This is a genomic window from Pediococcus siamensis, assembly GCF_047220215.1.
Taxonomy (GTDB): domain Bacteria; phylum Bacillota; class Bacilli; order Lactobacillales; family Lactobacillaceae; genus Pediococcus; species Pediococcus siamensis.
Genome location: NZ_CP178375.1, coordinates 1,579,832 through 1,605,684, shown reverse-complemented (window position 1 = coordinate 1,605,684; position 25,853 = coordinate 1,579,832). Strand labels below are relative to the sequence as shown.

Genomic DNA, 25,853 nt, shown 5'->3' with positions numbered 1-25,853 from the left:
AAAATAAATTTAGATAGGAAGATGCAAATGGCAATTCATATTTTTCAAAAACTTTTTCCCGGTTTAAGACCCAAACGAGCGGTTCTCGTACTCGGCAGTGGTCGGTCTGGTACTTCTGTGTTAACGAAATGCATTAATTTTATGGGCATTTCGCTCGGAACGGATAATTTACTGGCCCCAAGTAAAAAAATTAATCCGAAGGGGTACTTCGAGAATAAAGACATCATTAACATTCATAAAAAACTGGGCAGCAAAATTCGGTACCGACCGGCATTTAAAGGCTATTATGACAGTCCTAAAATCAAAAAAGATCGGGCGGCACTAACAACTTACTTAAAGACCAAATTTCAAAAAGAACAGTACTTAGTGATTAAGGATCCACGGATGAATGATTATATCGAACTGTGGCAGCACGTTTTAGACGACATTCAGGTACGACCGGCAGAAATCATTTTGATCCGTAACCCGTTGGATGTGGTGGCTTCAAATTCGCGGGCTTGGCATCGGGATAAAGTCATGGCGCTGCGCCAATGGCAAGTACGAACACTGCTCTCATTGCGAGATACAAAAGACCATCCGCGCTTGGTTGTCAGTTATGAGGATCTCTTCCATAAAACCTTACCGACGCTTCATCGGATTGCCACCCAACTGGATTTACCTTGGCCTAAAGATGAGCAAGCCTTGCAAGCTAAAATCGATGGATTTATTGATCCTAATTTGCAAAAGAGCGACAGCGGTGAAAGCTTGGCTGAGTTTAAAGCTGAAAAAGATTTGGATGATGATGTGAAGGAACTGTACTTGCTTGGCGTCAAGGCGGCTAATAGTGATGAATTTTTAGCTTCGGACGAATTTGATCGTCAAATCAATGATTTAACGGACCGCTATATCGAATCATATGGTTCACTTTACCGTGATTTCAATGTCAAAATTGATAGTAAAACGGTCTTTGTCTACGGTTCTGATGCAAATCAAGTCGCGGCTGTAAATAAATTGCTAACTGATCAAAAAGTGGTGATGCAGGATCAGAAAACTAAAAAAGCGCACCAGCTGCTGCAAACGGTGAGTGACCGGCTTGCTGATGATCCGCAAGCGCAAGCAGGATATGAGCAAAGTTATTCCTATCTGGAACTGAAGGAAGACTTTAATAACTATCTTCGCAAAGGTGCCAAGAAGAATGCGGCTTGGGGCATTGGCGACGTCTTGACTAGTGAAGCGGTTGAAATGTTAATGACCGTTAGTGAAGAGATGAATTTGGATACTCGCAATATTTTGGTTGTTGATGATCAGGCACTAACCCAAAAAGATGAAAAGCGTGCCGTACTTTTGAAACGCTATGAACGCGTGTTAAATCGTGTAAGTACGCAAACCCACTTGGTCGTAGCTGCTTCAACTTTACAAAGTGAAGCGACCCAGAAAAAAATTACGGCATTTTTAACTGCGGACCATAAGCAAGTCCAAATTGCCGATTATCGGCAAATACCAAGTGAGACCGTTGCGCAATTGCAAAAACTAGGGACAGCCTAGGCGTTGATGCTGAAAAAATTTTAAATTTAAAAAGGATGGCTAACATTTATGGATAAAGTATATGGAATCACACCTCATGGTGGAAAATTAGTGAACTTAAAGGATCTTTCTGAACAAACTTATACGGCAGCTGAAAAACTGCCTAAATTACAAATTAATGCCTGGAATATTTCCGATTTAGAATTATTGGCAATCGGGGGCTTTAGTCCATTAACTGGCTTTATGTCCGAAGCTGATTATAATTCGGTTGTTCAAACCATGCATTTAACTAGCGGAGTCATTTGGAGTATTCCTATCACTTTGCCGGTTTCTGAAGCGAATGCGGCTAAATTTGCGGTTGATGAGGAAATTGCCTTAGTTGATGCTAACAACACAATTTATGGCACCATGGTGGTGACTGATAAATTCCGTCCCGACAAGAAAGTCGAAGCTCAAAATGTTTACGGGACTACCGAAGAAGCACATCCTGGTGTTAAAAAAATGTATAGCACCGGTCCAGTGTATTTAGGTGGTCCGGTAAAATTACTGCGTAACTTAGATCACGGCGATTTCAGTGATTTTTATATGGAGCCGCTTGAAACAAGAAAAATGTTCCATGACCTTGGCTGGCAAACAATTGTCGGTTTCCAAACACGAAACCCGATTCATCGGGCACATGAATACATCCAAAAGACAGCTTTGGAAAGTGTTGACGGGCTGCTTTTGAATCCGCTGGTCGGCGAAACCAAGGCCGATGATATTCCAGCCGATGTACGCATGAAGAGTTACCAAGAAATTTTGAAGTATTACTACCCTAAAGACCGTGTCCGGCTGGTGATTTATCCTGCCGCTATGCGTTATGCGGGACCTAAAGAGGCAATTTTGCACGCCATTGTCCGTAAAAATTATGGCTGTACACACTTCATTGTCGGCCGTGATCATGCTGGTGTTGGTGACTATTACGGTACCTACGAGGCACAAGAATTAATTTCTTCTGTGGAAAGCGAAATGGGAATGCAATTCTTCAAGTTTGAAAACGCGTTTTACTGCACAAAATGTGGCTCAATGGCAACTGATAAGACTTGCCCACACGATGAAGCTGAACACATTTCACTTAGTGGGACAAAGGTACGTAAGATGCTCAGAGACGGGATTGTACCGCCTAAGGAAGTCTCCCGTCCTGAAGTTGCGCGCGTGTTAATTGAAGGCATGAGAAAGTAGAGGTTCGCATGGCAAAATCAGAAAATATTACTTGGCAAACAACTAAGATTGACAAAGCACAACGGCAGGCACGTTTTGGCCACAAAAGCGCCGTCCTTTGGTTTACAGGATTGTCAGGTTCAGGAAAATCGACCATTGCCGTTGAAGTTGAAAAATATCTCTTTGAACATCAAATTAATAGTTACGTGCTGGATGGCGATAATGTACGTTTTGGTCTGAATAGTAACCTTGGATTTTCGGCAGAAGATCGAGCAGAAAATATTCGGCGTATTGGAGAAGTGTCTAAACTCTTTGTCGATGCCGGTATTATCACGTTGACGGCATTTATCTCACCATATCAAGAAGACCGGGAGCGTGTGCGTAAAATTCTCGATCCAGATGAATTCATTGAAGTTTTTGTGGACACGCCACTGGAAGTTTGCGAACAACGTGATGTAAAACATCTGTATGAGAAAGCCCGCCGCGGTGAAATTAAAGGATTTACGGGAATTGATGCCCCTTATGAAGCGCCAGAGCATCCCGAAATCACCATTGATACTTCCAAGCAATCGTTGGAAACATCCGTCCAGCAAATTGTATCTTACTTAGAGAAACACCATTATATTAAGATTGCGGATTAGTAAAGGGAGGATGAATTGGCAATGACCTCGAAAATCATGGCATTAATTAAAGCGCATCAAAGAATTTTTGTTTATCGTCATATTAACCCAGACCCAGATGCCATTGGGTCGCAAGCGGGGCTTGTACGACTTTTACAACACTCTTTTCCAAAAAAAGAAGTTGTGGCGGTTGGTTCACCCAGTTCATCATTGGCTTGGATTAGTGCTGAAATGGGAGTTGACAGACTTCCCGGAAAAGAGGATTTGGTCATTGTGGTAGATTGTGCCAATCGGACGCGCATAGACGGGCCACTGCCAGTTTTACCAACGATCAAAATCGATCATCATCCCAATCTTGATCCATACGCACAAGTGAATTGGGTGGACGATAAGGTGGCTAGTTGTGCAGAAATGATTTATCAGTTGTATCGCGAAAATGCTGATGAACTAAAATTCGATTTGCAAGCCGCCAGTGACCTCTATGCGGGGATTATTGGCGACACGGTCGGTTTTTCAACTGCAGATACAACCGCCGATACCTTTCAAACTGCCGCAGATTTACGTCGCTTAGGTGTTGATGTTGCCGAGATTAGCCATCAAGTCACGGCTATTGATTCACGGTTGAGCAAACTTTTTGGGTTTGTAATGAGTAATCTTGAAGTTAATCGGCAGGGATTAGGCAGCATTGTCATTCCCCAAACCGTCTTAAAAAGTTATGGTCTGTCTTGGGGAGAAGAAGATGCAGTCGTCTCCTTGCCCGGGAACCTAAAGGATGTGCAGGTGTGGTTAATGTTTATTGAAAGCCCCCAGGGTGAGTATCGCGTTCATTTGCGTTCTAAAAAAATTCCAATTGATAGGATTGCCCGTGACTTTGCTGGCGGGGGACACCCGTTGGCTAGTGGGACCTATGTGAAAGACTTGCAAACTGCTGAACTGCTGATCAATGCAACGAATAAGTTAATGATCGACCAGCAAACAAACAGTATTGCGTAAAATCAATTTCCGGACAAGTTCAAAAAATGTTTGGAAATTTGTTTGTCTAATTTGAAAGAAAGGGATTCACGCTATGCGAAAAAATTTAAAATGGCTGATTGCGACAGTTATTGCAATCATTTTGGTAATTGGGGGAACATTTTACTATAAAAATTCTCAAACCAATTCAACAGCAAAAGTCACAACCAGTAAGGTTCGTTCAGCTAGTGCAGTCAAAAAGGATATTAATTCCCGCTTAGTTTATGGCGAGATCAAGGCACAAAAAGGAATTACAAAGAATCTGACCCAAAAAGCTAAAAATAGTCAGTACAACTTGGATAATATTTACACCAAGCTTAATCCCTATAAAGTATCTCCGTTAAGTGCGGTGGCAATTTTTCATACGAATAAAGCGGCGAAGGTTAGCTATACAGTGGTCGGCAAAACAAACAAGACTTCCATTACGAATACGGTTAAAACTTATAGCAAATCCCATACGCTACAAATTTTAGGGTTGTATGCCGGCTACAATAACACGGTCAAAATTAAAGTTATCTACCGTGACGGGACTTCGGCGACCCGGACGATCCATATTCAAACTGCGCAGCTGCCGAGTTCCTTAGCCTCCATTAAAATTAAGGTGTCAAAAGCTAATAAAAAGAAAATGGCGCTTGGTACTGGGAACAGCAAACTTACGTTTATGGTACGGACAACCATTTCAGGAAAAAATGAATCCAAGAACTTTTCGTTTGGGATTGATGCAGACGGGGCCATTCGCTGGTATACCACTCGTCCGACATCGCACATCTTTAAGCAGCTGAATAATGGTAATCTCTTGATTTGGACCAAATCGAAAGCCTCTAATTCGTATTTTAATGAATTAGTGGAAATGAATTATGAAGGTAAAATCAAGCGCACATATCGTTTGAATCATAAAGCTTGGGGCAAAGCGAAAGGATCCAAGAAACAAAATCATAATCAGATCCATCATGATGTGACTGAATTGCCTAACCAAGACCTCATTGCGACCGTTTCGGATGGTGGCCGGACTTATGTTGAAGATACGATGATTGTGATTTCGCATAAAGCCGGCAAAATTACCAAGGTCATTAATATGAAGAATATTTTGCCAAGTAAATTCTACCGTAAATATAATGCCACTAAATCCTCTAAGTACATGGGTAAACGTGACTGGTTCCACCAAAATTCGGTTTACTATGATAAAACAGATAAGAGTTTGATCATTTCTAGTCGTAATCAAAATCTGGTTATGAAGATCGACTATAAGACCCAAAAGATTAAGTGGATTCTTTCTGGAAAGAAACGCTCAGCATGGCCAAAGCGTTACCGTAAATATCTTTTAAAAGCTTCTGGTAAAATGATTTGGCCAGGTGGTCAGCACGCGGCAATTGTCAATCCGGCCACTTTGGGAAAGAAAAATTCATTGAATGTGTTGATCTTTAACAACAATATTGCGGTTGGAAAAACGAAGAAATCTCTGACAGAAAGTTCTGGAAAGTACTCTGAAGGGGTTGAATATAAGATTAACGAAAAGAAGCGGACAATCAAAGTAGTTGACAGCTTTGGCAAGTCGTTAGGTAAACAAAATTTTGCGAATATTATTGGGTCAAATCGCTATCTCAATGCGACAAACCGGTTGATTGATTTTGGCTGGCTGGATAATGGAGATGCCGCGAATGTGATTGAATACAATAGCAAAACCAATAAGCAGATCTTTAATGTGAAGTTGTCCAATTTGGGCAGTGGGGGTTATGTTTACCGCGCCGAACGCTTCTCCTTGTATCCGACGAAGCATCGCTATGGGATTAACGAATAAGAGATAAAACACGAACTCAAATGAAAAACAGGTTTGAAAGACTCATTAAATTGAGTTTTCTCAAACCTGTTTTTTTGTGGTCACTGGTTTCCACCTAGAAAAGCTGGCTTTTGGCCTGTGACTTATTTTAATAATTTTAGAGGCGATGCCTGTTATAACGCCTATCCTGCAGCAAATACGGGTAAAAAGAGACATGGACAATGACAAAGATAAAACGCACAGAAAATTCTGGGTGGGACGTGTCCTACAAAAAAGCGCTCCCCGATAAGCTTTAGACAGTTTGTCTGGCTTGCAGGCGAGCGCTTCATAAATAGTGGGCACGGTGTTATTTATTTTGTCCCCAGTGGGGAATCATTTTTCCATCTGGTGTCACCTCAGGAGTCGCATCTTTTGATGTCAGCTGATCATCGTTATCAAAGCCGTTGACGAGCTGATCAACGAAGCGTTTGCTGGCGTGTCCGTCAGGTTGATCAAAGAAGTAATCCACAAACGTATCTAGTTTATGGCGGTCAAACTGTGGATGTTGAATTTGCGCAATCAATTCGGTAGTATTTTCCGCAAGCGGTCCTGGGATAAAGTCTAAATAGTCAAAATAGAAACTCCGCTTTTGCATATAATCAGCTAAGTCAGGTGCAAAGAAGATCATGGGGCGTTTTAGTAACGCATACTCAAAGCAGACTGAGGAATAATCCGTAATCAGTTCATCCGCAATCAAAAGCAGGTCGTTGATTTCACGATAATCCGAAACGTCATAGAAGAAATCAGCGTACTTATACGGAATGTTCGGTTCGTTTTGTACAAACGGATGAATCTTCAGCAAGAAAACATAGTCTTCATGAAGAGCTTCATACAATTTGTTGAAGTTAATATCTTCGTAAGGATAATAAGCGGATTGCTGTCCATTACCACGGAAAGTCGGGGCGAATAAAATTACCTTTTTACCTTTAATAAAGGGCAGTTCTTCTTGTAATCTTTGACGGACTTCGTTTTCGTAAGCCTGGTCGAAAAAGACATCCGTACGGGGAATTCCAGTTGTGACAATATTTTCTTCCGGAATGCCAAAACCTTCTGCGTATTTGTCGGCAACATGCTTAGAAGAAACCAAAGCTTTTGTGTAGTTGCGATGATTTAAAGAATCTAGTTTTGGGCCTCCCGGCATACCGACACGGCTGTAGCCAAAAGTTTTGAATGCTCCGACCGCATGCCAAACTTGAATCAGATCTGCATTGTGGCGAATCGTGAGCGGATAGATTAAAGGATAAAAGTCATCTAATAAAATATAACGGCTGGTTGCAAAGGCTTTGGCAAGGGTGAAGACCTCATGCCAGGATTTCTTCGCTTTAATGCTGGGTTTTAGATAAAATGAGATTTTAAAATTCGTGTGGCGACGCAAAAGTTCTTTATAAATGAATTCGAAGTTTCCTGAGATGCTGGTCCGGCTATCTGATACAAACGAAATCTTCCGCGGATTTACAGGTAACAAACTATACCAGCGGTAGGCAAGCTTGAGCACACGGCGTTTGACAGAACGCATAAACGGACTTTCTAGGATAAATTCCGAATCAAGTTCATTAGTGAGCGGATTAATCTCACTCAGAATATTAGAACTGACCGCTAGTGAATTTGCCGCGAAATTATATTTAAAAATTAAGCGGTATTGAGAATTCTTTCTAGCAGAATAGCTCGTCATTTTGGTGATATAGCTTAAATCGTGATCACAATCTTGAATTTTTCCGATTGAGGTGCGTTGAATTAGCCAGCCATCGCTAAGATACTGTTTTAGCTGAATGCGGATTTCATACTGACCAGGGACTAAAGGCTTGCCGTTGTTGATTACAGCAAAGTTGACAGAACCAGAGTAGCCAGCCATGGGAAACTGCGCATTCTCGTTAGATTTGCGGTTAACCAGTGGAATTTCAATTTCCGGGCTGCCTTCTTTAGAAAGAATGAGGCTTTTAATGATTTTTTCTTCATCATTTTCCGGAAATTTTTCAAAATAGGCGATTCCAGAAATCGTGAAATAAGCCCCGTTGAAATCGATGGCCTTGACTCGCCGTTTGATTAAAGAATCCACATTTTCGACAATCCGGGGGGATGTGTACGCTGGTTCAACCTTATCTTGCAATTCTGGATTTTGCGGTGCGGGTCTTAATACCCGGCGCACCTTGTTTTTTATTCTTCTCAGTATATGTTTCATGACTCTTGTTCACCATACCTATTAATTGATGTTAAAAATTGGTAGACCCGATCACTGTTGTGACCATCAAGATTTGGAAAGTTTTTCTTTTTTAGTTGGCGAACATAATCCAAATCTAAGTGGGCCAGATTATGATTTATAAAATTCATTAGATGAGTCGCGTTTTCAAAATCAGGCGCTTTCAAATAATTAAAGTAGTCGACATAAAAACCTTGCTGTTCAATATACGTCTGGTAATCAGGCGTATATAACAAAATGGGTCGCTCAAAATAACTAAAGTTAAGTAAGAGCGACGAATAATCAGTCACAAATACGTCAATTTGGGGCAGAATTTGTTTCACGCGTCCCGGATCCTGAAAGAGATGGATGTTGGCGGGTAAATCCTGATTATCTAGTCTCATATTAACATACGGATGAATAGAAATGTAGATTTCCCAGTCCGCTGTTAGAGTTGCAGCTGCTTTGATGAAGGCCTGCACCGCTGCTTTAACGGGGGCAACGTTATTCGCCCGATAAGTGGGTGAATAAAGCAACCGACGCTTGTGCTCGAGTTCGCGGTCGATTGGTACCTGAACAAAGGGATCTAGCATCGGGTCGCCAAGGGCTAAAACACGCTTCTTTTGGATATCAAAGGCATCTGCGTAAGCTTGACGATCATCTTCAGCATTGACCATCACCCAATCATAATTGGTATGGGGCTTAATCACACTTTCATCAGCGTTGGGGAGGCTTAAACCAAATTTCTTTAGCGTGCCAATTGCGTGCCATAGTTGAATCACAACGTTTTTACGATGTTTAGTTAAGGTATACAACGGGAAAAAATAGTCGTCAATAATAAATAAGTGCGAGGTCGCCATGTAATAGACCGAAGTTAAAGAATACCAGAAAAAAAGAAGGCGGCTTTTCCACGAACGATCGTAATGAAAGCAAAAGACTTTAAGTTCGTAACCACCGTTTTTTTCGAAGGTATCGTAAAGTTGTTTGAGGTTATCAACTAATTGCGTATTGCGCATGGTAGCAAAGGTGATGCGTTTGGCACGGGGGCGAAACACAAAGTAGCAGAACTGGTAGCAAGTATTATATAAAAATTTTAGTAAGTTGAGTTTGGTGCGCTTTAAACTTCCCACCGCATCACGGCCTTTCCCCAAGAGCTAGCACTGTCTTTTTCAAAAAATGCAACCACTTCTTTGATGGAACTTACAACCTGCGTGAAACCGATAAGATTTGTCAAACGGTCACGGATTTGGGGATCCTTTTCCAAAATAGCAATCGCTTGCTGAAAATCAGTACGACCGCTGCGGCTAGAACCACGCAAGGTCAACCCGCGCTCTAAAACCATTCGGGTGTTAATTTCAATTGGGTTTTCAGAAACGCCTAGTAACATGATTGTCCCCATTGGTTGGATATGATCAATAATTTGCTCAACCGCAATTTGGCTGCCTGAACCGCCTGTACATTCGAAAGCATGACTGACCTTTAACTCTGGTGGAATATCGTTAACCAGATAGGTTTCATCAGCAAAGGAAAAATAATCCAGTTTGTACTGGTGACGTCCGAAGACAATCACTTTGCTTTTGGGAAAAAATGATTTCGAAAGGGAGGCTACAATGTAACCTAAGTTACCATCTCCCCAGATACCAATGACTTGCTCATCCGCGTCCATGGTTTCTTTGAGATTGGTCAGTGCTTGGACGCCAACTGAAATCATCTCTGTGAAAGCGGCCATGTGCGGATCAAAGTCTTTAGGAATTCTAATCGCGCGATCGCGGCGTAGAAAAACATACTCTTGCATAAAACCATCATAACCACTGGAACGGAAGTGATTATCTGTGAGGTAATTTTCCTTTACGATCTGATCGTGATGATGGGGAGTATTGGGGATCATAGCTACAGTTTGACCGACTGAAAATTCATTTTTCGGATCAAAGACAACCTGTCCAATTGCTTCGTGAATGAGTGCCATGGGCAGCTTTTTGTCCAGGACATCTTGAGTCCGATTGCCCGAAAAATAACGTTGGTCCGCCTTACAAATCGAAAGGTAAGTCGGACGAATAATGATCTCGTCGGGAGCTAAGGTTTCATCGATAGTTTGCGCTTCAAATTGGCGCGCGCTGACGAGCCGATAGACTTAGTTCAACATTAAATGGTCACCCGCTTTTCTACAATAGCCCGAGCAATTTTTAAATCGTAGGGCGTCGTTATTTTGATATTTGAGACTTCACCGCGAACCATGTGCACTTCTTCACCCGCTAGGAGACAGATTTTGCACGAATCTGACAAAATAGCTTTTTGAGCCTCAGTGAGTTGACCAAAAGCAGCCTTGAGTTTTTTGATATTAAAACTTTGTGGTGTTTGGCCCTGATACATATATTCGCGGATGGGAATTTCTTCAATGGCGTTGTCTTTACCGCGGACAATCGTATCAATTGCGGGGACAACCGTGTCCACAGCCGCGTATTTTTGTACCGCAGTGATGTTGTCGTCAATGATTCGTTTTGTGATAAAGAGACGAACCGCATCGTGCGTCACAACGGCATCTTCATCTTTTAAACCAAACGTTTTTTCAATGTAGGCAATGCCATTCATTAAAGTATCGTTACGTTCAGAACCACCAGTAATAACTACGACCCGCGGATCCGTCACGTATTTACGAATTAGGTCTTTCGTATGGGTTAACCAGTCGGCTGGGCAGACAACCAAGATAGCTTTGAATCGGTCTTCAAGAGTAAATTTTTCAACGGTTTGAATTAAAATAGGCTTGTTGCCAAGTGGTAAGAATTGTTTGGGCATTGCCGTGTTACCCATCCGTGTCCCTTTACCGCCGGCCAAGATTTGTGCATAGATTGTCATAAGAATGAACTCCGTTTCTGTATAAAAAACATTTTGATTTTTGGGGTTAATTAATCTTAAGTGACAAATATGAAGATAATGTTATGGATTAGGCAACTTTTTTAGACGAATTGGTTAACGGGTAATTAAGTCCTAAAATTTATCGCAAAAAAGTGTTTTGAAAGGGGGCAATCCCTTTTTCCTAACGCCTAAATAGCCCCTCTGAACGCTTGTCGCCATGCAAGGTGGTTAGTCGGCAATGGGATGCAGTGCCAGTGCTTTTTGGGCCTCTTCATAATCATCAAAATGATGTTTGGTGCGACCAATAATCTGGTAATCTTCATGACCTTTCCCGGCAATTAGGATCACATCACCTTTTTTAGCCGTTTCCACGGCATGAAGAATGGCTTTGCGGCGATCAATAAAGACGGGGACGTTGGCTTCTGGAACGCCAGCCAACATGTCGTTGAGAATCAGCTGGGGATCTTCTTCCCGCGGATTGTCCGAAGTGAAAATGGGTTTGGTACTGTAATCGACCGCGATTTGAGCCATCTTAGCCCGTTTTCCTTTATCCCGGTTGCCGCCACAACCAATGACACAGTAAATGTCTTTTTTGGCAAAGGTTTGAATAGTTTTGAGGGCATTTAAGAGACTATCAGGTGTGTGTGAGTAATCAATAATCACACGTACACCGCAATTTGAGGGCACGGATTGGAACCGTCCTTTAATCCCGGTCACTTTTTCCAAAGAGGTGACGATCTGGTCAACTGTTAAACCGCTGGCGTAAGCTGCTGAAAAAGCGGCCAACAGATTATATACATTAAATTTGCCAATTAGTTGCGTTTTAACGTGTACCGCTTTGCCCAAGACTAACAAATCAAATTCAGTTCCATAACTCGATAACTGGATGTTGCGGGCACGAATCATCGCATCTTCGTTCAGTCCATAGGTTAATACGTGAGCCGAAGTGTCTTGTTCAAACTGACGGCCGACGGGATCATCCGTATTTAACACAGCGACTTTAGTGGTGCCTTCGCGATTATACTTATTGCCAAGTTGCGCAAACAGCATACTTTTGGCATGAATGTAATTTTCCATTGTCTTGTGAAAATCAAGATGGTCACGAGTAAGGTTAGTGAAAACGGCAATATCGTAATCAATGCCCCAAACTCTCCCCAGTGCTAGTGCAATAGAGGTGACTTCCATGTTCACAGTGGTTACACCCGCTTGCCGCATTTGTGCGAGGGTGCGCTGAACGGTGATGGCATCTGGTGTGGTGTTGTTGGTGGGCAAGACTTCATCGTTGACTTTGCGGTACATAGTGCCAATAAGGCCGGTAGTCTGATTTTGATCACGATAAATCTGATCAATCAAGTGGGTCACGGTTGTTTTGCCATTAGTTCCCGTAACGCCGATCATGTGCATTTTTTGACTCGGCGCTTCGTAAAAGACGTCGGCCAGAATAGCCATGGCGCGTTCGGTATTTTGCACATAAACAACGGGAACATTCACATTGACGCGTTTTTGCGCCACAATAATTTTGGCACCGTTAGCTACGGCTTGATTGACCAGCGTATGGCCGTCAACGTGATACCCGTCGACGGCAATGAACATCGCCCCCGGTTTGACTTCCCGTGTATCCTGGGTGAGCAAGGTCACTTCAAAATCATGGGTAATGGCAGGCTCAACCTGGGTGAATTTTAAGCTGTTAATTAATTGACTTACTTTCATATAAGAACACTCCTTTTTGGTTACGCGGCATTATTGGGTAGCAACGCTGAACTGATGACTCCGCATGAACTCGTCGTGCAGTGCATTTAAGGCGTTGCGCAAATCAAGTTGTTGAATCAAGACCCAGATGGTTGTATAACTATCGGCTGATTGTAAGATTTTAATGTTTTGTTTAGCCAAGGTGTTTACGATTCTTGCTGTAATGCCAGGAGTACCTGCAATGCCAGCTCCCACGATAGCCACTTTGGCGCAGTTGGTAAGCACAGAGAAATCAGCATGGGCAGCTGTTAGGTTTTTTTTAGCAAGCAGCAAATCCTTTTCGGGAAGATTGAAAATTACCTGCTGGCCGTTGATATTAATGAAATCAACACTAAGGCCTTTTGAGGCAAGCAGCTGAAATATTTGACCGGCAGATAAGTTCTGAGTGTGCACAGAAAATTGGGTTAAGTTTTCTTGATCCGTAATTCCGGTCACCGTTCGATAGTGAGAAATTGTGGCCTCACTTTGACAAACCAGCGTTCCCAATTCATTTGGTTGCTGATAAGTGGCACGAATCCGCATCGTCAGATTAGCTTGTTTAGCCACCTCCACAGCGCGAGGATGAATGACACGTGCGCCATTATGCGCAAGGTTAGCGAGTTCCTCGTAACCAATTGTTTTGATGCATCTAGCCTGTTTGACAAGTTGTGGATCGGCGGTCATGATACCATCAACGTCAGAGAAAATATCCACAGGAACCTTTAAGGCAGCTGCTAAAATTGCGGCACTGACATCGGAACCGCCGCGGCCAAGTGTGGTAACTTCGCCGGTGGGATCAGCACCTTGAAAGCCGGCAACAACGACCACATCAACTTCTTTTAAAGCCCGCAAAATCCGGGTCGGGTCAACTTTAAGCACTTTAGCATTTTGAAAGTCTGAATTGGTCAAAATACCTGCTTCCCGGCCGGAGAGCGCTGTAGCCGTGAGACCGAGTTTACGGGCGGCTTCTGCAAATACAGTGGCAGAAATGATTTCGCCGACCGAAACTAGCATATCCAGTTCACGTTTGCTGAGCTTTGTGGTGGTATTATCCACCAAGTCGAGCAGAGCGTCTGTGGAATAAGGCGCCCCTGGTTGACGAATGGCAGAAACCACAACGACGACCTTTTGATTTTGCTGCACGGCATATTGGACGTGCTGGAGCGCCTGTGCTCGGGATGGCGCGTCTTTAACTGAACTCCCACCAAATTTTTGAACGATTATTTTCATTTAATTCACCAACTCTTCATTAGTTACTTGACTAGAGTGAAAATCTTCCACGTAAATTTTGTACCACATCATAAAAGTAAGGACAGTCCAAAGTTTGCGGGAATTATCGGCTTTACCGGTACGATGTGCTTCCAAAAGGTTCAAGAAATAAGACTTATCGAAGTACTGATCTGTTTGCGATTCCTGAATTATTTTCTGGGCCCAATCATGCATCTCTTCTTTAAGCCAAAAACGAATTGGAACTGGAAAGCCTAATTTTTTTCGGTGTAAAACGTGATCGGGCACAATACCTTCAACTGCTTTCCTTAAGATGTACTTGGTTGTCCCGTGGTTGATTCGCAAACTAGCCGGGATTTGGGAGGCAACCTGATAGACTTCCCGGTCAACGAAAGGGGTACGTAGTTCTAAACTATGGGCCATTGTTGTGCGATCCGCATTGTGGAGAAGATCCCCATTTAGCCAGGTGTGCATATCAATGAACTGCATCCGGCTGATAGGATCGTATTTGACCGCCTCGTCATAGAAGGGCTGCGTAATGGTCCGAAACGAATGGGCTGGATTATAATGCTTGAAGAATTGCTTCTTTTCCGCCTCATTAAAGATAAAAGCATTGCCTACGTAGCGTTTTTCGAGCGGTGTTGTTCCTCGCAATAGAAACGATTTTCCTTTAACACCCTGCGGCATAAGTTGGGCGATGTGATGCAAAGCACCGTTTAAAGGACGGGTGTAATTAAATAGTTTCAAGGACTCGGGCTCGTGATAAATCGTGTAGCCGCCAAATAATTCATCAGCACCTTCACCAGTTAACGCCACTTTGACATGTTTGACCGCCTCTTTAGCTAAAAAGTATTGCGGCACTGCTGCCGGATCAGCCAAGGGATCGTCCATACTCCAAACAAATTTCGGAAAAGCCTCCATAAACGCTTCTGGCGTAATCAGACTGCTATAATTTTTAACACCTAATTTGGCGGCCGTTTCTTGGGCCACGTCGAGTTCACTGTAGCCGGCCCGTTCAAAACCGACCGAGATGGTTTCCAGCTGGGGGTTAAAATTTTTGGCCATCGCAACAATAATTGAAGAATCGATGCCGCCGGACAAAAAGGAACCAACGGGAACATCGGAACGCATGTGCATTTTAACGGAATCTAGAAGGACGTCTCTAATTTTTTTGGTATAGGCTTTTTCAGAATCCTGGACAGGGTGGAACTCGCGGTGAAAATACCGCGTTATTTCAGGCTGCATGCCAGGCCGCTTTGTTAAAGTACAACCAGGTTGAAGCATTTTAATCTCTTTGGTCAGGGTTTCTGGCTCAGGTACGAATTGAAAGGTCATGTAGTCTTGCAACGCGTTTTGGTCAAGTGTTTTATGAGCCAAGATTTGATAAATGGCTTTGCTTTCTGAAGCACAATAAAGTTTGTCGTCTTGGAGGGTGTAATAAAAAGGTTTTATGCCAAATTGATCTCGCGCGGCAAAAAGAGTTTGGGTTTGTTTGTCCCAAATGACAAAGGCAAACATGCCCCGGAGATATTTGGTGAGTTCTGCCCCGTATTTAGCATAAAGGGCGAGAATGACTTCAGAGTCTGATTGTGTTTTAAAAGGATAACCATCCGCAACTAAGCTATTACGCAGTTCGACAAAATTATAAATTTCACCGTTAAAAGTTAACCAGTACCGGTCATGATCGTATGAAAGGGGCTGATGGCCGCCCTCCACGTCGATAATACTCAACCGGCGGAAGCCCATCGTGATATGGTCATCGGTAAAATACCCGCTGTCATCGGGACCGCGATGGATGAGCATTGCCGTCATTTCATGAACGGTTTGGTCTGTTGTCGTCTTAGCTGTTGTGTTTGGTTCTGTTAAACATCCTGCAAATCCACACATATAATATGCCTCCAAAGTTTGTTAAGAAATCTTTCTGTTGAAAACTATAAAGAATGCAGATTAAATCAAGTTTAAAAACGGGGAAAAGATCGTCATATAATTAGGGAGGTTTAAGTTTAAAATAACTAAAAAATGATGAAATGTGCAACTCTTTCACTCAAAAAAGTACCAGTTGGTTAAGCCAGAAACATGCTAAAATAAAAGTATCAATAAAAGCCTAAGGGTCAGGCCGAATTTTAGTGGGCAAGTTAGCGATTGTTAATAGAACTTAAGCTATTAGACATTAGTAAAGAAAGTGAGAAATCATTATGAAAGTTGGATTTATCGGCGTCGGGAACATGGCACGTGCAATCATTGTGGGGATGCGGAAGGCAAAATTTGCGGGTGCCGACATTTTGGTTCACAGTGGTCATCGTAAAAATTATGAAGCGTTTGCTCAAAAACAAAAGCTTGTTATCGAAGAAAGTAATGCGGCAGTAGCAAGGAAAGCCGACGTGATTATTTTAGCCGTCAAGCCCACGATTGCTTCCGCGGTTTTAACTGAAATCAAGCCAGTGTTGTCTCCACAAAAGTTGGTTGCCTCGGTTGTTTCAGGATTAGACATTACGGCCATTCAAGCCATCATTGGTGCGCAACCGGTCTTACGGGTAATGCCGAACGTGAACGTGGAAATAGGGGAAGGGATGTCCGCGCTTGCAGCCAGTGGGGACCTCACCAAGGCACCATTTATGGCGGGCAAGCAAGTTTTTGAAATGGTCGGGCAGGTGATGGGCGTTTCAGAAGCTGACTTTGCCACGTTCGGAGCGATTGCCGGCAGTGCACCGGCTTACGCTTATTTCTTTATCGACGCGCTTTCAAGGGCTGGGGTAAAGTACGGCTTAACAAAAACGGCGGCGACGCAAATTGCCGCTCAGGTTGTGAAAGGCAGTGCCGAAATGGTCTTGACCGCAGATGAAAATCCGGCAGCCCTCATTGACAAAGTTTCGTCACCAGGTGGGACAACTGTGGCCGGCTTTTTAGCCATGGAAGAAGCTGGGTTTATGACAGCGGTGATCAAAGGAATTGATGCGACGATTGCAAAAGAACACGAAGCTTAGGATTTGTTTGGGCTTGCAGTTGTGGTCTATACCGATTATAATGAACTTAATAAAAATTGAGGAGGATTTTTAATCAAATGAGTACTGTATTGAAACATGCCACAATTTATACTGGTTTAGAAAAAATCGAAGATGGCTATATTCGGTTTGGTAAACAAATTGAAGCGGTAGGTCCGATGAGCGAATTTCGACCGTTACCAGACGATGATATTCACTTTTCTGCTGAAACAGTGATTACACCTGGTTTTATTGATGTGCATAGTCATGGTGGCTACGGTTTTGATGCCATGGATGGCGATGCTGATCAAATCAACGAAATGGTTACTAAAATGACCCGTAATGAGGGAATTACAACTTATTTCTGTACAACGATGACACAGTCGAACGAAAATATTGAGCATGCCATGAAAGGGGTCGCAAAGGCGGCTGAAGTAAATCCGGTTATCCAAGGCGTGCATTTGGAAGGCCCCTTTATTTCGGCAACTTTCAAGGGTGCACAGCCGGAACAATACATTAAGGATCCTGATATCGATTTATTAGCCCAGTGGAATGAAGCGGCGCATGGCTTGGTTAAGTTGATCACAATGGCTCCTGAAGATAAGGGCGCCGATGAGTTTGAAGCTTATTGTCTGGCTCATGGTATTGTGCCATCTGTAGGACACAGTAATGCCAAACGCGAGGATTTATTAAATAGCAAGGTTAGTCATGGGACGCATTTGTATAATGCCCAGCGTGAATGGAAGCACCGCGAACCTGGGGTAACGGGGCATGTCATGTTAGAGGACAACATTTATGCGGAATTAATTTGCGATGGTTTCCACATTGTCCCTGACATGTTGCGGTTGGCTTATGAGGTCAAAGGCCCAGAACGAATTGAACTGGTCACTGATTCGATGCGCTCTAAAGGGATGCCTGAAGGTGAAAGCGAGTTAGGCGGTCAAAAGGTCTATGTGAAAGATAAACAGGCGCGGTTGGCCGATGGCACTTTAGCCGGTTCAGTCTTGGAATTTACGGATGCTTTTAAAAATGCGATGAAATTCATGGGCTGCAGTATTGAAGATGCGGTGCAAATGAGTTCAGTTAACCAAGCAAACGAATTTGGCTTGACAAGCAAAGGGACACTCGAAGTCGGCAAGGATGCAGATTTGAACTTGTTTGATACCAATTTAAACAAGCTGGCAACTTATAGTTATGGCCGTAAGTTTGCGGATCAAGAAAAATAAACCTAACGATGTTGGGTAGTCATCCGCTATAATAGAGTTAAGAGATCGTTGATAGGAGGTGGAATTATGGGCTCCCCCATTTATATTCAAATTCATAATGAAATCAAAAAATCAATTGAAGCAGGTAAATGGAAAATTGGTGACCGTATTCCAGCAGAACGTGATTTAGCGGAGCAATTTAATGTGAGTCGGATGACTTTGCGCCAGGCCATCCAGACGTTGGTTGATGAAGGCATTCTCGAGCGGCGAGTTGGTTCTGGCACCTTTGTTGCAAATCAAAAGGTACAAGAGAAAATGTCTGGTGTAACGAGTTTTACGGATCTGATGTTGGCACAGGGGAAAACCCCGTCTAGCAAAACGATTTCGTATCATGCCGGCCAGCCATCAATGAGTGAAAGTGAGAAGCTGCAATTGAAGGATGGCGAACTCGTTTTGCGAATGGAACGGATTCGTTATGCAGATAAGGTACCGATTTGTTTTGAAACGGCAACGGTTCCTGAACGACTCGTCAAAAGTTTTAGCAAGGCGGAGGTAACCAGTTCGTTATACCGGACACTGGAACAAAAGGCGGGACTTGTTCCGGGAAAAGCGACCCAGACAGTTTCAGCCATGTTGGCCTCCGAAAAAATTGCGGAATATTTAGACGTTAAACGTGGCGAAGCTATTTTGCGGCTCCGTCAGGTCTCTTATCTTCAAGATGGCCAGCCATTCGAATATGTCCGCACACAATACGTTGGCGAACGGTTTGAATTTTACTTAAATCGCTAAAATAAAAACTGAAGTCAGACAACCTGTACGTAAAATAGCTTCCTAATTTTTACGTGTAATTGTCGAACTTCAGTTTTTTTAGTAAAGCCGCAACATTTTTGAACGAAATGTTGGCCACCGTACGGGTTATGAAACGGGCTCTTTTAATCGCGTTTGTGTTTTAATTGGTGAATTTTCCACATAAACTGGGGAATGATCAGTTGACGTTTTAAGCGCCGTGGATCAGTTACAAGACGGTAGAACCATTCCAAATGGTGATCTTGCCAGAATTTTGGGGCCCGTTTTACGGCTCCCACAAATACGTCGAAACTGCCGCCAACGCCCATCCATAAACCATCGGCCAGGTGACGGTGCTCGGCAATAAATTGTTCTTGTTTGGGAAATCCAGTCGCCACAAAAATCAGATCTGGCTGGTGGTTGGCAATGGCTGTGGTAATGGCAGTTTCATCTTGATAGTAGCCATCTTGTGCACCGACAACCTGGATGTGCGGAAAATCGTGTGCAACTTTGGCCGCTAAAGCAGTGATTACTGCTGGCTTAGCGCCTAAAAAGTAAACTTTTTTTTGATTAGTTTCGGCCCAGCGTAAAAGGTCGGTAAAGATGTCATAGCCGGTGATCCGTTCAGGAAGTGGCGTGTCTAACGCTTGGGCTGCCTTGACAATGCCAATCCCATCGGCGGAAATGTAATCAGCAGAAAGCAACGTGGTGTGGTAGGCTGGATTGCGGCCAGCATACATAACGATTTCTGGATTAGCCGTGATGACAAATGTATTTTGATGCGCGTCGATCCGGTTTTGCAAGTGGTTCACGAATTGTACACGGGTGGTTTGAGCAAATGGAATTCCCATAATGGGGACACTGGAAAATGGGGAATTGAGCATAAAAACCTTCCTTTCGAGTAATGAAAATGACGCACCATAGAAAAAATGATAAAATAGGTGCAACTGTTGTTAATAATATTAAAACACTAACTAATTGAGGAGTACACTCGTCATGATAAAAAAATATCCGGATGACAGTTTGACGTTACATACGGATGCCTATCAAATCAATATGATTCAAACTTATTGGAAACAAGGAATTCAAGATAAGAATGCCGTTTTTGAGGTCTTCTTCCGGGATATGCCGTTCCAAAACGGTTATGCAGTCTTTGCGGGCCTTGAACGTGTTGTGAAATACGTGCAACAATTACATTTTACGGAATCCGATTTAGCTTACTTAAAGGAGTCAGAAAACTATCCTGATGACTTTTTAGATTACCTGCGCCATTTTAAATTCAGCGGTACGATCCGGTCCGCCGTGGAAGGCGATTTGGTGTTTAATGGTGAGCCGATTATGCAGGTTGAAGGACCGCTAGCTGATTGTCAGTTAGTGGAAACTGCCATTTTGAACGTGGTCAACTACCAAACGCTGATTGCTACAAAAGCCTCACGAATCAAATCCGTGGTGGGAAATGATGCCTTACTGGAATTTGGGACGCGGCGTGCGCAAGAAATGAGTGCGGCAATTTGGGGCACGCGGGCAGCTTATATTGGGGGCTTTGATGCCACCAGTAATGTCAGAGCTGGCAAGATTTTTGGAATTCCAATCAGCGGCACTCATGCGCATGCGTTGGTGCAGTACTACCGCAATGATTATGATGCTTTTAAAGCTTATGCGCAAACCCATCATGATTGTGTTTTTCTGGTGGATACCTATGACACTTTGAAGAGCGGGGTGCCTAATGCCATCCGAGTTGCTAAAGAGTTCGGAGACAAAATCAACTTTTTAGGTGTCCGAATTGATAGTGGGGATATGGCCTATCTCTCCAAACGCGTTCGCGAGCAGCTTGATGAGGCTGGCTTTCCAAATGCCAAAGTTTATGCTTCCAATGATTTGGATGAAAAAACCATCCAAAACTTAAAGATGCAGGGTGCCAAAATTGATGTTTGGGGCGTGGGCACGAAGCTGATTACCGCCTATGATCAACCAGCCTTAGGAGCAGTATACAAGATGGTCTCGATCGAAGGCAAAGACGGTAAAATGGTGGATACAATCAAGCTTTCTAATAACGTCGAAAAAGTGTCAACGCCGGGGAAAAAGCAAGTTTGGCGCATTTCTAAAAATGCCGATGGAAAATCCGAAGGTGATTATATTACGCTTTGGGAGGAAGATCCGCGAAGCCAGCCTTCAATTTATATGTTCCATCCAAACTATACGTATATCAACAAAACGGTTAGCGATTTTAATGCGCGACCATTATTACAAGAAATTTTTAAAGATGGTAAACTAGTTTATAAATTGCCTGAGCTAAAGGCAATTAAGGCGTATTCACGAGAAATGTTGGATTCCTTGTGGGATGAATACAAACGGGATCTTAATCCGCAAGATTATCCGGTTGATTTATCGCAAAAATGTTACGACCATAAAATGGCCAGCATTAAAGGCGTGCGTGAGTATGTGAATTCGTTGCAATTTGGTGAATAAGGAATAGCGAGGTGTCTTTAATGAGAGAGATGCAAAAAGAGATTATTGAGAGTTTAAAAGTTTCACCGCAGATTGATGTCCAAGCCGAAATTCGACGGAGTGTGGATTTCTTGAAGACTTACTTGAAGAAAAACACTTTCATCAAAAGTCTGGTATTAGGAATCTCTGGTGGACAGGATTCGACTTTAGCAGGTAAATTAGCGCAAATGGCCGTTAGCGAAATGCGTGAAGAAACCGGCGATTCGGCTTACCAATTCATTGCGGTTCGCTTACCTTATGGCACCCAAGCCGATGAATCGGATGCCATGGCAGCCATTGAATTTATGCAGGCCGACCAAGTCCAACGCGTTGATATCAAGCCAGCTGCCGATGCGATGGTGCAGGCTTTAGAAGCAAACGGACTTGAAGTTAGCGACTTTAATAAGGGAAATATTAAGGCTCGGCAGCGTATGATTGCGCAATACGGCATTGCCGGTGCTAAACAGGGGATTGTGATTGGAACCGACCATGCGGCCGAAGCAGTTACTGGCTTTTACACGAAGTTTGGTGATGGCGGCTCTGATGTGACACCAATTTGGCGGTTAGACAAACGTCAGGGCAAAGCGCTTTTAGCTGAATTAGGTGCACCAAAGCATTTGTATGAAAAGGTCCCGACGGCAGATCTGGAAGATAACCGCCCGGCTTTGCCTGATGAAGTTGCCTTAGGTGTGACTTACGACGATATTGACAATTACTTGGAAGGTCACGACATTGAGGAGCAAGCGGCTGAAAAGATTGAGAATTGGTATCGAAAGACGGCGCACAAACGTCACTTACCATACACTGTCTATGATAAGTTTTAGGGTGTGCCTGGTATAAATCTCAAAAAATTACGCGGAATTGGGTAAGATGGCTTGCTATTGAGATTGCTTATAGTTATAATAAATTAATAACAAAACATGAGGGAGTAACTAGCAGTTATTCTGCGACAACGTCATCAACAAGAGTAAATCTGGTGTTGTCTGAAAAAGTGAGACTCGTGGGTGTTCGCATTTTGTGTGGACACACACGGGTCTCTTTTTTTAAGGCTCCCGGTTAAAATACAAAGGAGGCACTAATGAAAGCAACTAAGGTAAATGAATATAATCAAAGCGTTGAGGCGGTTTTACAGGCGCAGAAGAGTTCTCCAGATGGACTAACTGACACACAAGTTCAAGCAAATCTGGAAAAGTATGGGCACAACCAGCTGGAGACTAAAAAGAATACGACAATTCTTCAAAAGTTTATTGCTCAGTTTAAAGATCTTATGATTATTGTGTTGGTTGCTGCAGCTGTCATTTCCGTTTTTGTCGGTGAGGGCGTAGATGCCATTATTATTTTACTGGTGGTGGTTTTGAACGCCATTTTTGGTGTTTTCCAAGAAACCAAAGCCGAAGAGGCAATTGCAGCATTAAAAGAGCTTTCGGCGCCGCAAGCACACGTTAAAAGAAATGGAAAGGTCGAAACCATCAAAAGTGATGATGTCGTCCCCGGTGATATTGTGTTACTTGAAGCGGGCGACATTATCCCGGCTGATTTGCGGTTAATCGAATCGGCTGGCCTTAAGGTTGAAGAAGCGGCATTAACTGGTGAATCCGTGCCGGTGGAAAAACAAGTTCAGCCGTTGAGCGATCCTAAATTACCGATTGGCGACCAAACCAACATGGCTTTTATGAATAGCAACGTCACGTATGGTCGTGGGAGTGGTGTAGTTGTGGGCACCGGTATGCATACGCAAGTGGGACAAATTGCGGACATGATCAATAATGCCGAAGAAACGACGACACCTTTACAAACTAATTTGGCTCAATTAAGCAAGGTACTGACTGGTTTAATTTTGGTCATTGCGGCGATTGTGTTTGCGGTAGGCATGGTGCGTGGTGAAGAGAGCTTAATTAATATGTTCCTGACGGCGATTTCGTTGGCGGTGGCAGCTATTCCCGAAGGCTTGCCGGCAATTGTAACCATTACCTTGGCACTAGGGACACAGCGTATGGCAAAGCGCCATGCCATTATTCGTAAGTTACCTGCCGTGGAGACTTTAGGTGGGACCCAAATCATTGCGTCAGATAAAACTGGAACGCTGACACAAAATAAGATGACCGTTGAAAAAGTTTTCTTGAATAACGAACTTCATGATGCGGAAACTGTGGCACTTAAAGATTATCCGTATAATCACCTCTTTGAGTTAATGGTCTTAAATAATGACACAAAACAGACCAAAGAAGGGTTAATTGGTGATCCAACGGAGACGGCGCTCATTCAATTTAATTTGGATAAGGGCGAAGAAGTTGAAAAATTGATTCAAGCAGAAAAACGGGTTGCCGAAGTCCCCTTTGATTCCGAGCGGAAATTAATGTCAACCTACAATCAGTTAGCCGATGGCCGTTATTTACAAACGGTTAAAGGGGCGCCAGATGAGCTGTTACAACGTGCAACCCTCTTTGAGATTGGCGAAGATGTCAAAGAAATGACTGATGCAGAGCGGAAACTCGTTTTGGATACGAACCACAAGTTAGCGATGCAAGCTATTCGTGTGCTGGGATTTGCTTATCAAATTGTCGATGAAGTCCCTGAGACATTGACTTCGGAAAAAGTGGAACAGGAATTAATCTTTGCTGGTTTAATCGGAATGATTGATCCGGAACGACCAGAAGTCGCACAAGCGGTACAAGAAGCTAAGGAAGCCGGAATTCGTCCGTTAATGATCACAGGGGACCATCGAGATACCGCTGCGGCCATTGCCAAACGGTTGGGAATCATTGAGGAAAACCAGGATGATGCGGTAATCACCGGTACAGAACTCGATAACCTAGACGACGCTACCTTTGCCAAACAGGTTAAGCAGTATTCTGTTTATGCCCGTGTCGCCCCGGAACATAAGGTTCGAATCGTCAATGCTTGGCAAAAACAAGGCAAGGTTGTCGCGATGACGGGGGACGGTGTTAATGATGCCCCATCCCTGAAACAAGCTGATATTGGGATTGCAATGGGAATTACCGGTACTGAAGTCTCAAAAGGTGCCAGTGATATGATTTTGGCCGATGACAACTTTTCTACGATCGTGGTTGCCGTTCAAGAAGGACGTAAAGTCTTTGCTAATATTCAAAAGGCGATTCAGTACTTGTTATCTGCGAACCTAGGTGAAGTCTTAACCTTATTCGTCATGACGATGATGGGTTGGCAAATTTTGGCACCTGTGCACATTTTGTGGATTAACTTAGTCACGGATACGTTCCCGGCGATTGCTTTGGGACTGGAGCCTGCCGAAAAAAATGTGATGAAACAAAAGCCGCGTGGGCGCCGCAGTAACTTTCTGTCTGGTGGTGTTTCAACCAATGTCATTTATCAGGGCCTGTTGGAAGGCCTGATTACCTTGGCTGTTTACGGGATTGCGATTTGGTATCCTGTGCATAGTTCATACGCGCAGATTCATGCAGATGCATTGACGATGGCGTTTGCAACGTTGGGATTAATCCAACTCTTTCACGCTTTCAACTCTAAATCGATTCACGGCTCTATTTTCAGTGCGACAACGCTGAAAAATAAATTCTTTAACTGGTCAATTGTGGTATCGTTTATACTGTTGGCGGCTACAATTGTCGTACCAGGTTTAAATGATATTTTCCACGTGAGTCATTTAGACATGCATCAATGGGCAATTGTGGGTGGCGCTTCACTATCCATTATTGTGATTGTTGAACTTGTGAAGCTGGTCCAACGCCAAGTTCCAAACGATAAGCTTGCACGAAAGGACAGGAGATTTTAAGATGCGTAAAAGTAATCCACAAGGATATGCCAATTTGCTCAACCGGGTGATGGAATCTTCAGAAGAGATGGGCGAACAGGTTGATCCCCATTTTCAGAATTTGAAAAAAACGGTCACTTTAAAGGGAATTGAGAGTTTAGGTGATCGTGAACTGCATGAAATTGTGGCCATGTTTCAGAAGGCAGTTGACTTATATCAACAGAATGCGACATTGTTGAAAAAAGCACAGCCGCCGGTTCAGGTCTTAGGACGGCATAAACAGCTGGTTTCAAGCTATCAGACCTATGCCCAAGATTGCGAGTTGATGTTAAAAAGCATTGATGAAAAAAACATACCATCAATGCCGATCAGTTTAGTCAGGCCGAACAGGCTCAAGATAAGGACATGGACGCAGTTTCCAAAGCGTTTGATCGGATTATGGCACTCCTCATGCGCTAAATGGGGTTGAAATTGAAGGCACGGCTCACTACGAGACCTTGAATTCGACAGCC

20 protein-coding genes are annotated in these 25,853 nt (G+C 43.3%); 12 read left to right on the top strand and 8 right to left on the bottom strand.

Features of this window, described 5'->3' with window-relative positions:
* Positions 1–27 precede the first annotated feature (27 nt).
* The 5 genes from ACLJJ6_RS07870 (at position 28) to ACLJJ6_RS07850 (ending at position 6,132) form a co-directional block, all read left to right on the top strand.
* A complete protein-coding gene (locus ACLJJ6_RS07870; protein WP_412988780.1) occupies positions 28–1,524 on the top strand; it encodes a sulfotransferase family protein in 1,497 nt (498 codons plus the stop codon).
* A gap of 48 nt (positions 1,525–1,572) precedes the next feature.
* The gene (gene sat, locus ACLJJ6_RS07865; protein ID WP_412988778.1) at positions 1,573–2,724 is read left to right on the top strand and encodes a sulfate adenylyltransferase; all 1,152 of its coding nucleotides are present in this window, start codon (positions 1,573–1,575) and stop codon (positions 2,722–2,724) included.
* Between the two features lie 8 nt (positions 2,725–2,732).
* The gene (gene cysC / locus ACLJJ6_RS07860; RefSeq protein WP_412988777.1) at positions 2,733–3,344 is read left to right on the top strand and encodes an adenylyl-sulfate kinase; all 612 of its coding nucleotides are present in this window, start codon (positions 2,733–2,735) and stop codon (positions 3,342–3,344) included.
* 21 nt (positions 3,345–3,365) lie between these two features.
* On the top strand, positions 3,366–4,316 hold the full coding sequence (locus ACLJJ6_RS07855) for a DHH family phosphoesterase (protein ID WP_412988776.1): 951 nt from the start codon (positions 3,366–3,368) through the stop codon (positions 4,314–4,316).
* A gap of 73 nt (positions 4,317–4,389) precedes the next feature.
* Entirely contained in the window at positions 4,390–6,132 is a 1,743-nt protein-coding gene (locus tag ACLJJ6_RS07850; protein WP_412988775.1) for an aryl-sulfate sulfotransferase, read from the top strand.
* Between the two features lie 325 nt (positions 6,133–6,457).
* Here the strand turns inward: ACLJJ6_RS07850 and ACLJJ6_RS07845 are convergent, their stop codons facing one another.
* From ACLJJ6_RS07845 to asnB, 7 genes are all read right to left on the bottom strand, one after another.
* Complete coding sequence (locus ACLJJ6_RS07845) at positions 6,458–8,320, bottom strand: CDP-glycerol glycerophosphotransferase family protein (protein WP_412990453.1); 1,863 nt, start codon at positions 8,318–8,320, stop codon at positions 6,458–6,460.
* Positions 8,321–8,325: 5 nt separating this feature from the next.
* A complete protein-coding gene (locus ACLJJ6_RS07840) occupies positions 8,326–9,381 on the bottom strand; it encodes a CDP-glycerol glycerophosphotransferase family protein (RefSeq protein ID WP_412988774.1) in 1,056 nt (351 codons plus the stop codon).
* Positions 9,382–9,443: 62 nt separating this feature from the next.
* A complete protein-coding gene (locus tag ACLJJ6_RS07835; protein ID WP_412990452.1) occupies positions 9,444–10,415 on the bottom strand; it encodes an alcohol dehydrogenase catalytic domain-containing protein in 972 nt (323 codons plus the stop codon).
* 53 nt (positions 10,416–10,468) lie between these two features.
* Positions 10,469–11,179: a 2-C-methyl-D-erythritol 4-phosphate cytidylyltransferase gene (locus ACLJJ6_RS07830; RefSeq protein WP_412988773.1), complete on the bottom strand. Its 711-nt coding sequence runs from the start codon at positions 11,177–11,179 to the stop codon at positions 10,469–10,471.
* A gap of 228 nt (positions 11,180–11,407) precedes the next feature.
* The gene (locus ACLJJ6_RS07825) at positions 11,408–12,889 is read right to left on the bottom strand and encodes a UDP-N-acetylmuramoyl-L-alanyl-D-glutamate--2,6-diaminopimelate ligase (RefSeq protein ID WP_412988772.1); all 1,482 of its coding nucleotides are present in this window, start codon (positions 12,887–12,889) and stop codon (positions 11,408–11,410) included.
* A gap of 30 nt (positions 12,890–12,919) precedes the next feature.
* Positions 12,920–14,137: an aspartate kinase gene (dapG, locus tag ACLJJ6_RS07820; protein ID WP_412988771.1), complete on the bottom strand. Its 1,218-nt coding sequence runs from the start codon at positions 14,135–14,137 to the stop codon at positions 12,920–12,922.
* A complete protein-coding gene (gene asnB / locus ACLJJ6_RS07815) occupies positions 14,138–16,021 on the bottom strand; it encodes an asparagine synthase (glutamine-hydrolyzing) (RefSeq protein WP_412988770.1) in 1,884 nt (627 codons plus the stop codon).
* A gap of 308 nt (positions 16,022–16,329) precedes the next feature.
* Between asnB and proC the strand changes: the two genes are divergently transcribed.
* The 3 genes from proC to ACLJJ6_RS07800 all read left to right on the top strand — a co-directional run bounded on the left by proC (position 16,330) and on the right by ACLJJ6_RS07800 (position 19,109).
* Positions 16,330–17,118, top strand: a complete 789-nt coding sequence (gene proC, locus ACLJJ6_RS07810; RefSeq protein WP_412988769.1) for a pyrroline-5-carboxylate reductase — start codon at positions 16,330–16,332, stop codon at positions 17,116–17,118.
* Between the two features lie 77 nt (positions 17,119–17,195).
* Positions 17,196–18,341, top strand: a complete 1,146-nt coding sequence (nagA, locus tag ACLJJ6_RS07805) for an N-acetylglucosamine-6-phosphate deacetylase (protein ID WP_412988768.1) — start codon at positions 17,196–17,198, stop codon at positions 18,339–18,341.
* Between the two features lie 66 nt (positions 18,342–18,407).
* Entirely contained in the window at positions 18,408–19,109 is a 702-nt protein-coding gene (locus tag ACLJJ6_RS07800; RefSeq protein WP_412988767.1) for a GntR family transcriptional regulator, read from the top strand.
* A gap of 143 nt (positions 19,110–19,252) precedes the next feature.
* Here the strand turns inward: ACLJJ6_RS07800 and ACLJJ6_RS07795 are convergent, their stop codons facing one another.
* Positions 19,253–19,990, bottom strand: coding sequence for a WecB/TagA/CpsF family glycosyltransferase (locus tag ACLJJ6_RS07795; RefSeq protein ID WP_412988766.1), 738 nt, complete (start codon positions 19,988–19,990; stop codon positions 19,253–19,255).
* Between the two features lie 112 nt (positions 19,991–20,102).
* Here ACLJJ6_RS07795 and ACLJJ6_RS07790 point away from each other — a divergent pair, with 112 nt between their 5' ends.
* From ACLJJ6_RS07790 to ACLJJ6_RS07775, 4 genes are all read left to right on the top strand, one after another.
* Entirely contained in the window at positions 20,103–21,575 is a 1,473-nt protein-coding gene (locus ACLJJ6_RS07790) for a nicotinate phosphoribosyltransferase (protein ID WP_412988765.1), read from the top strand.
* A gap of 20 nt (positions 21,576–21,595) precedes the next feature.
* Positions 21,596–22,417 (top strand): ammonia-dependent NAD(+) synthetase, encoded by an 822-nt coding sequence (nadE, locus tag ACLJJ6_RS07785; RefSeq protein WP_412988763.1) that lies wholly within the window; start codon positions 21,596–21,598, stop codon positions 22,415–22,417.
* A gap of 254 nt (positions 22,418–22,671) precedes the next feature.
* On the top strand, positions 22,672–25,362 hold the full coding sequence (locus ACLJJ6_RS07780; protein ID WP_412988762.1) for a cation-translocating P-type ATPase: 2,691 nt from the start codon (positions 22,672–22,674) through the stop codon (positions 25,360–25,362).
* Position 25,363: 1 nt separating this feature from the next.
* On the top strand, positions 25,364–25,810 hold the full coding sequence (locus tag ACLJJ6_RS07775) for a hypothetical protein (RefSeq protein ID WP_412988760.1): 447 nt from the start codon (positions 25,364–25,366) through the stop codon (positions 25,808–25,810).
* Positions 25,811–25,853 lie beyond the last annotated feature (43 nt).

What these genes read in the sequence shown, in the direction of transcription:
- ACLJJ6_RS07870 (WP_412988780.1), top strand. Translation starts at nt 28, where the DNA reads ATGGCAATTCATATTTTTCAAAAACTTTTTCCCGGTTTAAGACCCAAA.
- sat (WP_412988778.1), top strand. Translation starts at nt 1,573, where the DNA reads ATGGATAAAGTATATGGAATCACACCTCATGGTGGAAAATTAGTGAAC.
- cysC (WP_412988777.1), top strand. Translation starts at nt 2,733, where the DNA reads ATGGCAAAATCAGAAAATATTACTTGGCAAACAACTAAGATTGACAAA.
- ACLJJ6_RS07855 (WP_412988776.1), top strand. Translation starts at nt 3,366, where the DNA reads ATGACCTCGAAAATCATGGCATTAATTAAAGCGCATCAAAGAATTTTT.
- ACLJJ6_RS07850 (WP_412988775.1), top strand. Translation starts at nt 4,390, where the DNA reads ATGCGAAAAAATTTAAAATGGCTGATTGCGACAGTTATTGCAATCATT.
- ACLJJ6_RS07830 (WP_412988773.1), bottom strand. Translation starts at nt 11,179, where the DNA reads ATGACAATCTATGCACAAATCTTGGCCGGCGGTAAAGGGACACGGATG.
- ACLJJ6_RS07825 (WP_412988772.1), bottom strand. Translation starts at nt 12,889, where the DNA reads ATGAAAGTAAGTCAATTAATTAACAGCTTAAAATTCACCCAGGTTGAG.
- dapG (WP_412988771.1), bottom strand. Translation starts at nt 14,137, where the DNA reads ATGAAAATAATCGTTCAAAAATTTGGTGGGAGTTCAGTTAAAGACGCG.
- asnB (WP_412988770.1), bottom strand. Translation starts at nt 16,021, where the DNA reads ATGTGTGGATTTGCAGGATGTTTAACAGAACCAAACACAACAGCTAAG.
- proC (WP_412988769.1), top strand. Translation starts at nt 16,330, where the DNA reads ATGAAAGTTGGATTTATCGGCGTCGGGAACATGGCACGTGCAATCATT.
- nagA (WP_412988768.1), top strand. Translation starts at nt 17,196, where the DNA reads ATGAGTACTGTATTGAAACATGCCACAATTTATACTGGTTTAGAAAAA.
- ACLJJ6_RS07800 (WP_412988767.1), top strand. Translation starts at nt 18,408, where the DNA reads ATGGGCTCCCCCATTTATATTCAAATTCATAATGAAATCAAAAAATCA.
- ACLJJ6_RS07795 (WP_412988766.1), bottom strand. Translation starts at nt 19,990, where the DNA reads ATGCTCAATTCCCCATTTTCCAGTGTCCCCATTATGGGAATTCCATTT.
- ACLJJ6_RS07790 (WP_412988765.1), top strand. Translation starts at nt 20,103, where the DNA reads ATGATAAAAAAATATCCGGATGACAGTTTGACGTTACATACGGATGCC.
- nadE (WP_412988763.1), top strand. Translation starts at nt 21,596, where the DNA reads ATGAGAGAGATGCAAAAAGAGATTATTGAGAGTTTAAAAGTTTCACCG.
- ACLJJ6_RS07780 (WP_412988762.1), top strand. Translation starts at nt 22,672, where the DNA reads ATGAAAGCAACTAAGGTAAATGAATATAATCAAAGCGTTGAGGCGGTT.
- ACLJJ6_RS07775 (WP_412988760.1), top strand. Translation starts at nt 25,364, where the DNA reads ATGCGTAAAAGTAATCCACAAGGATATGCCAATTTGCTCAACCGGGTG.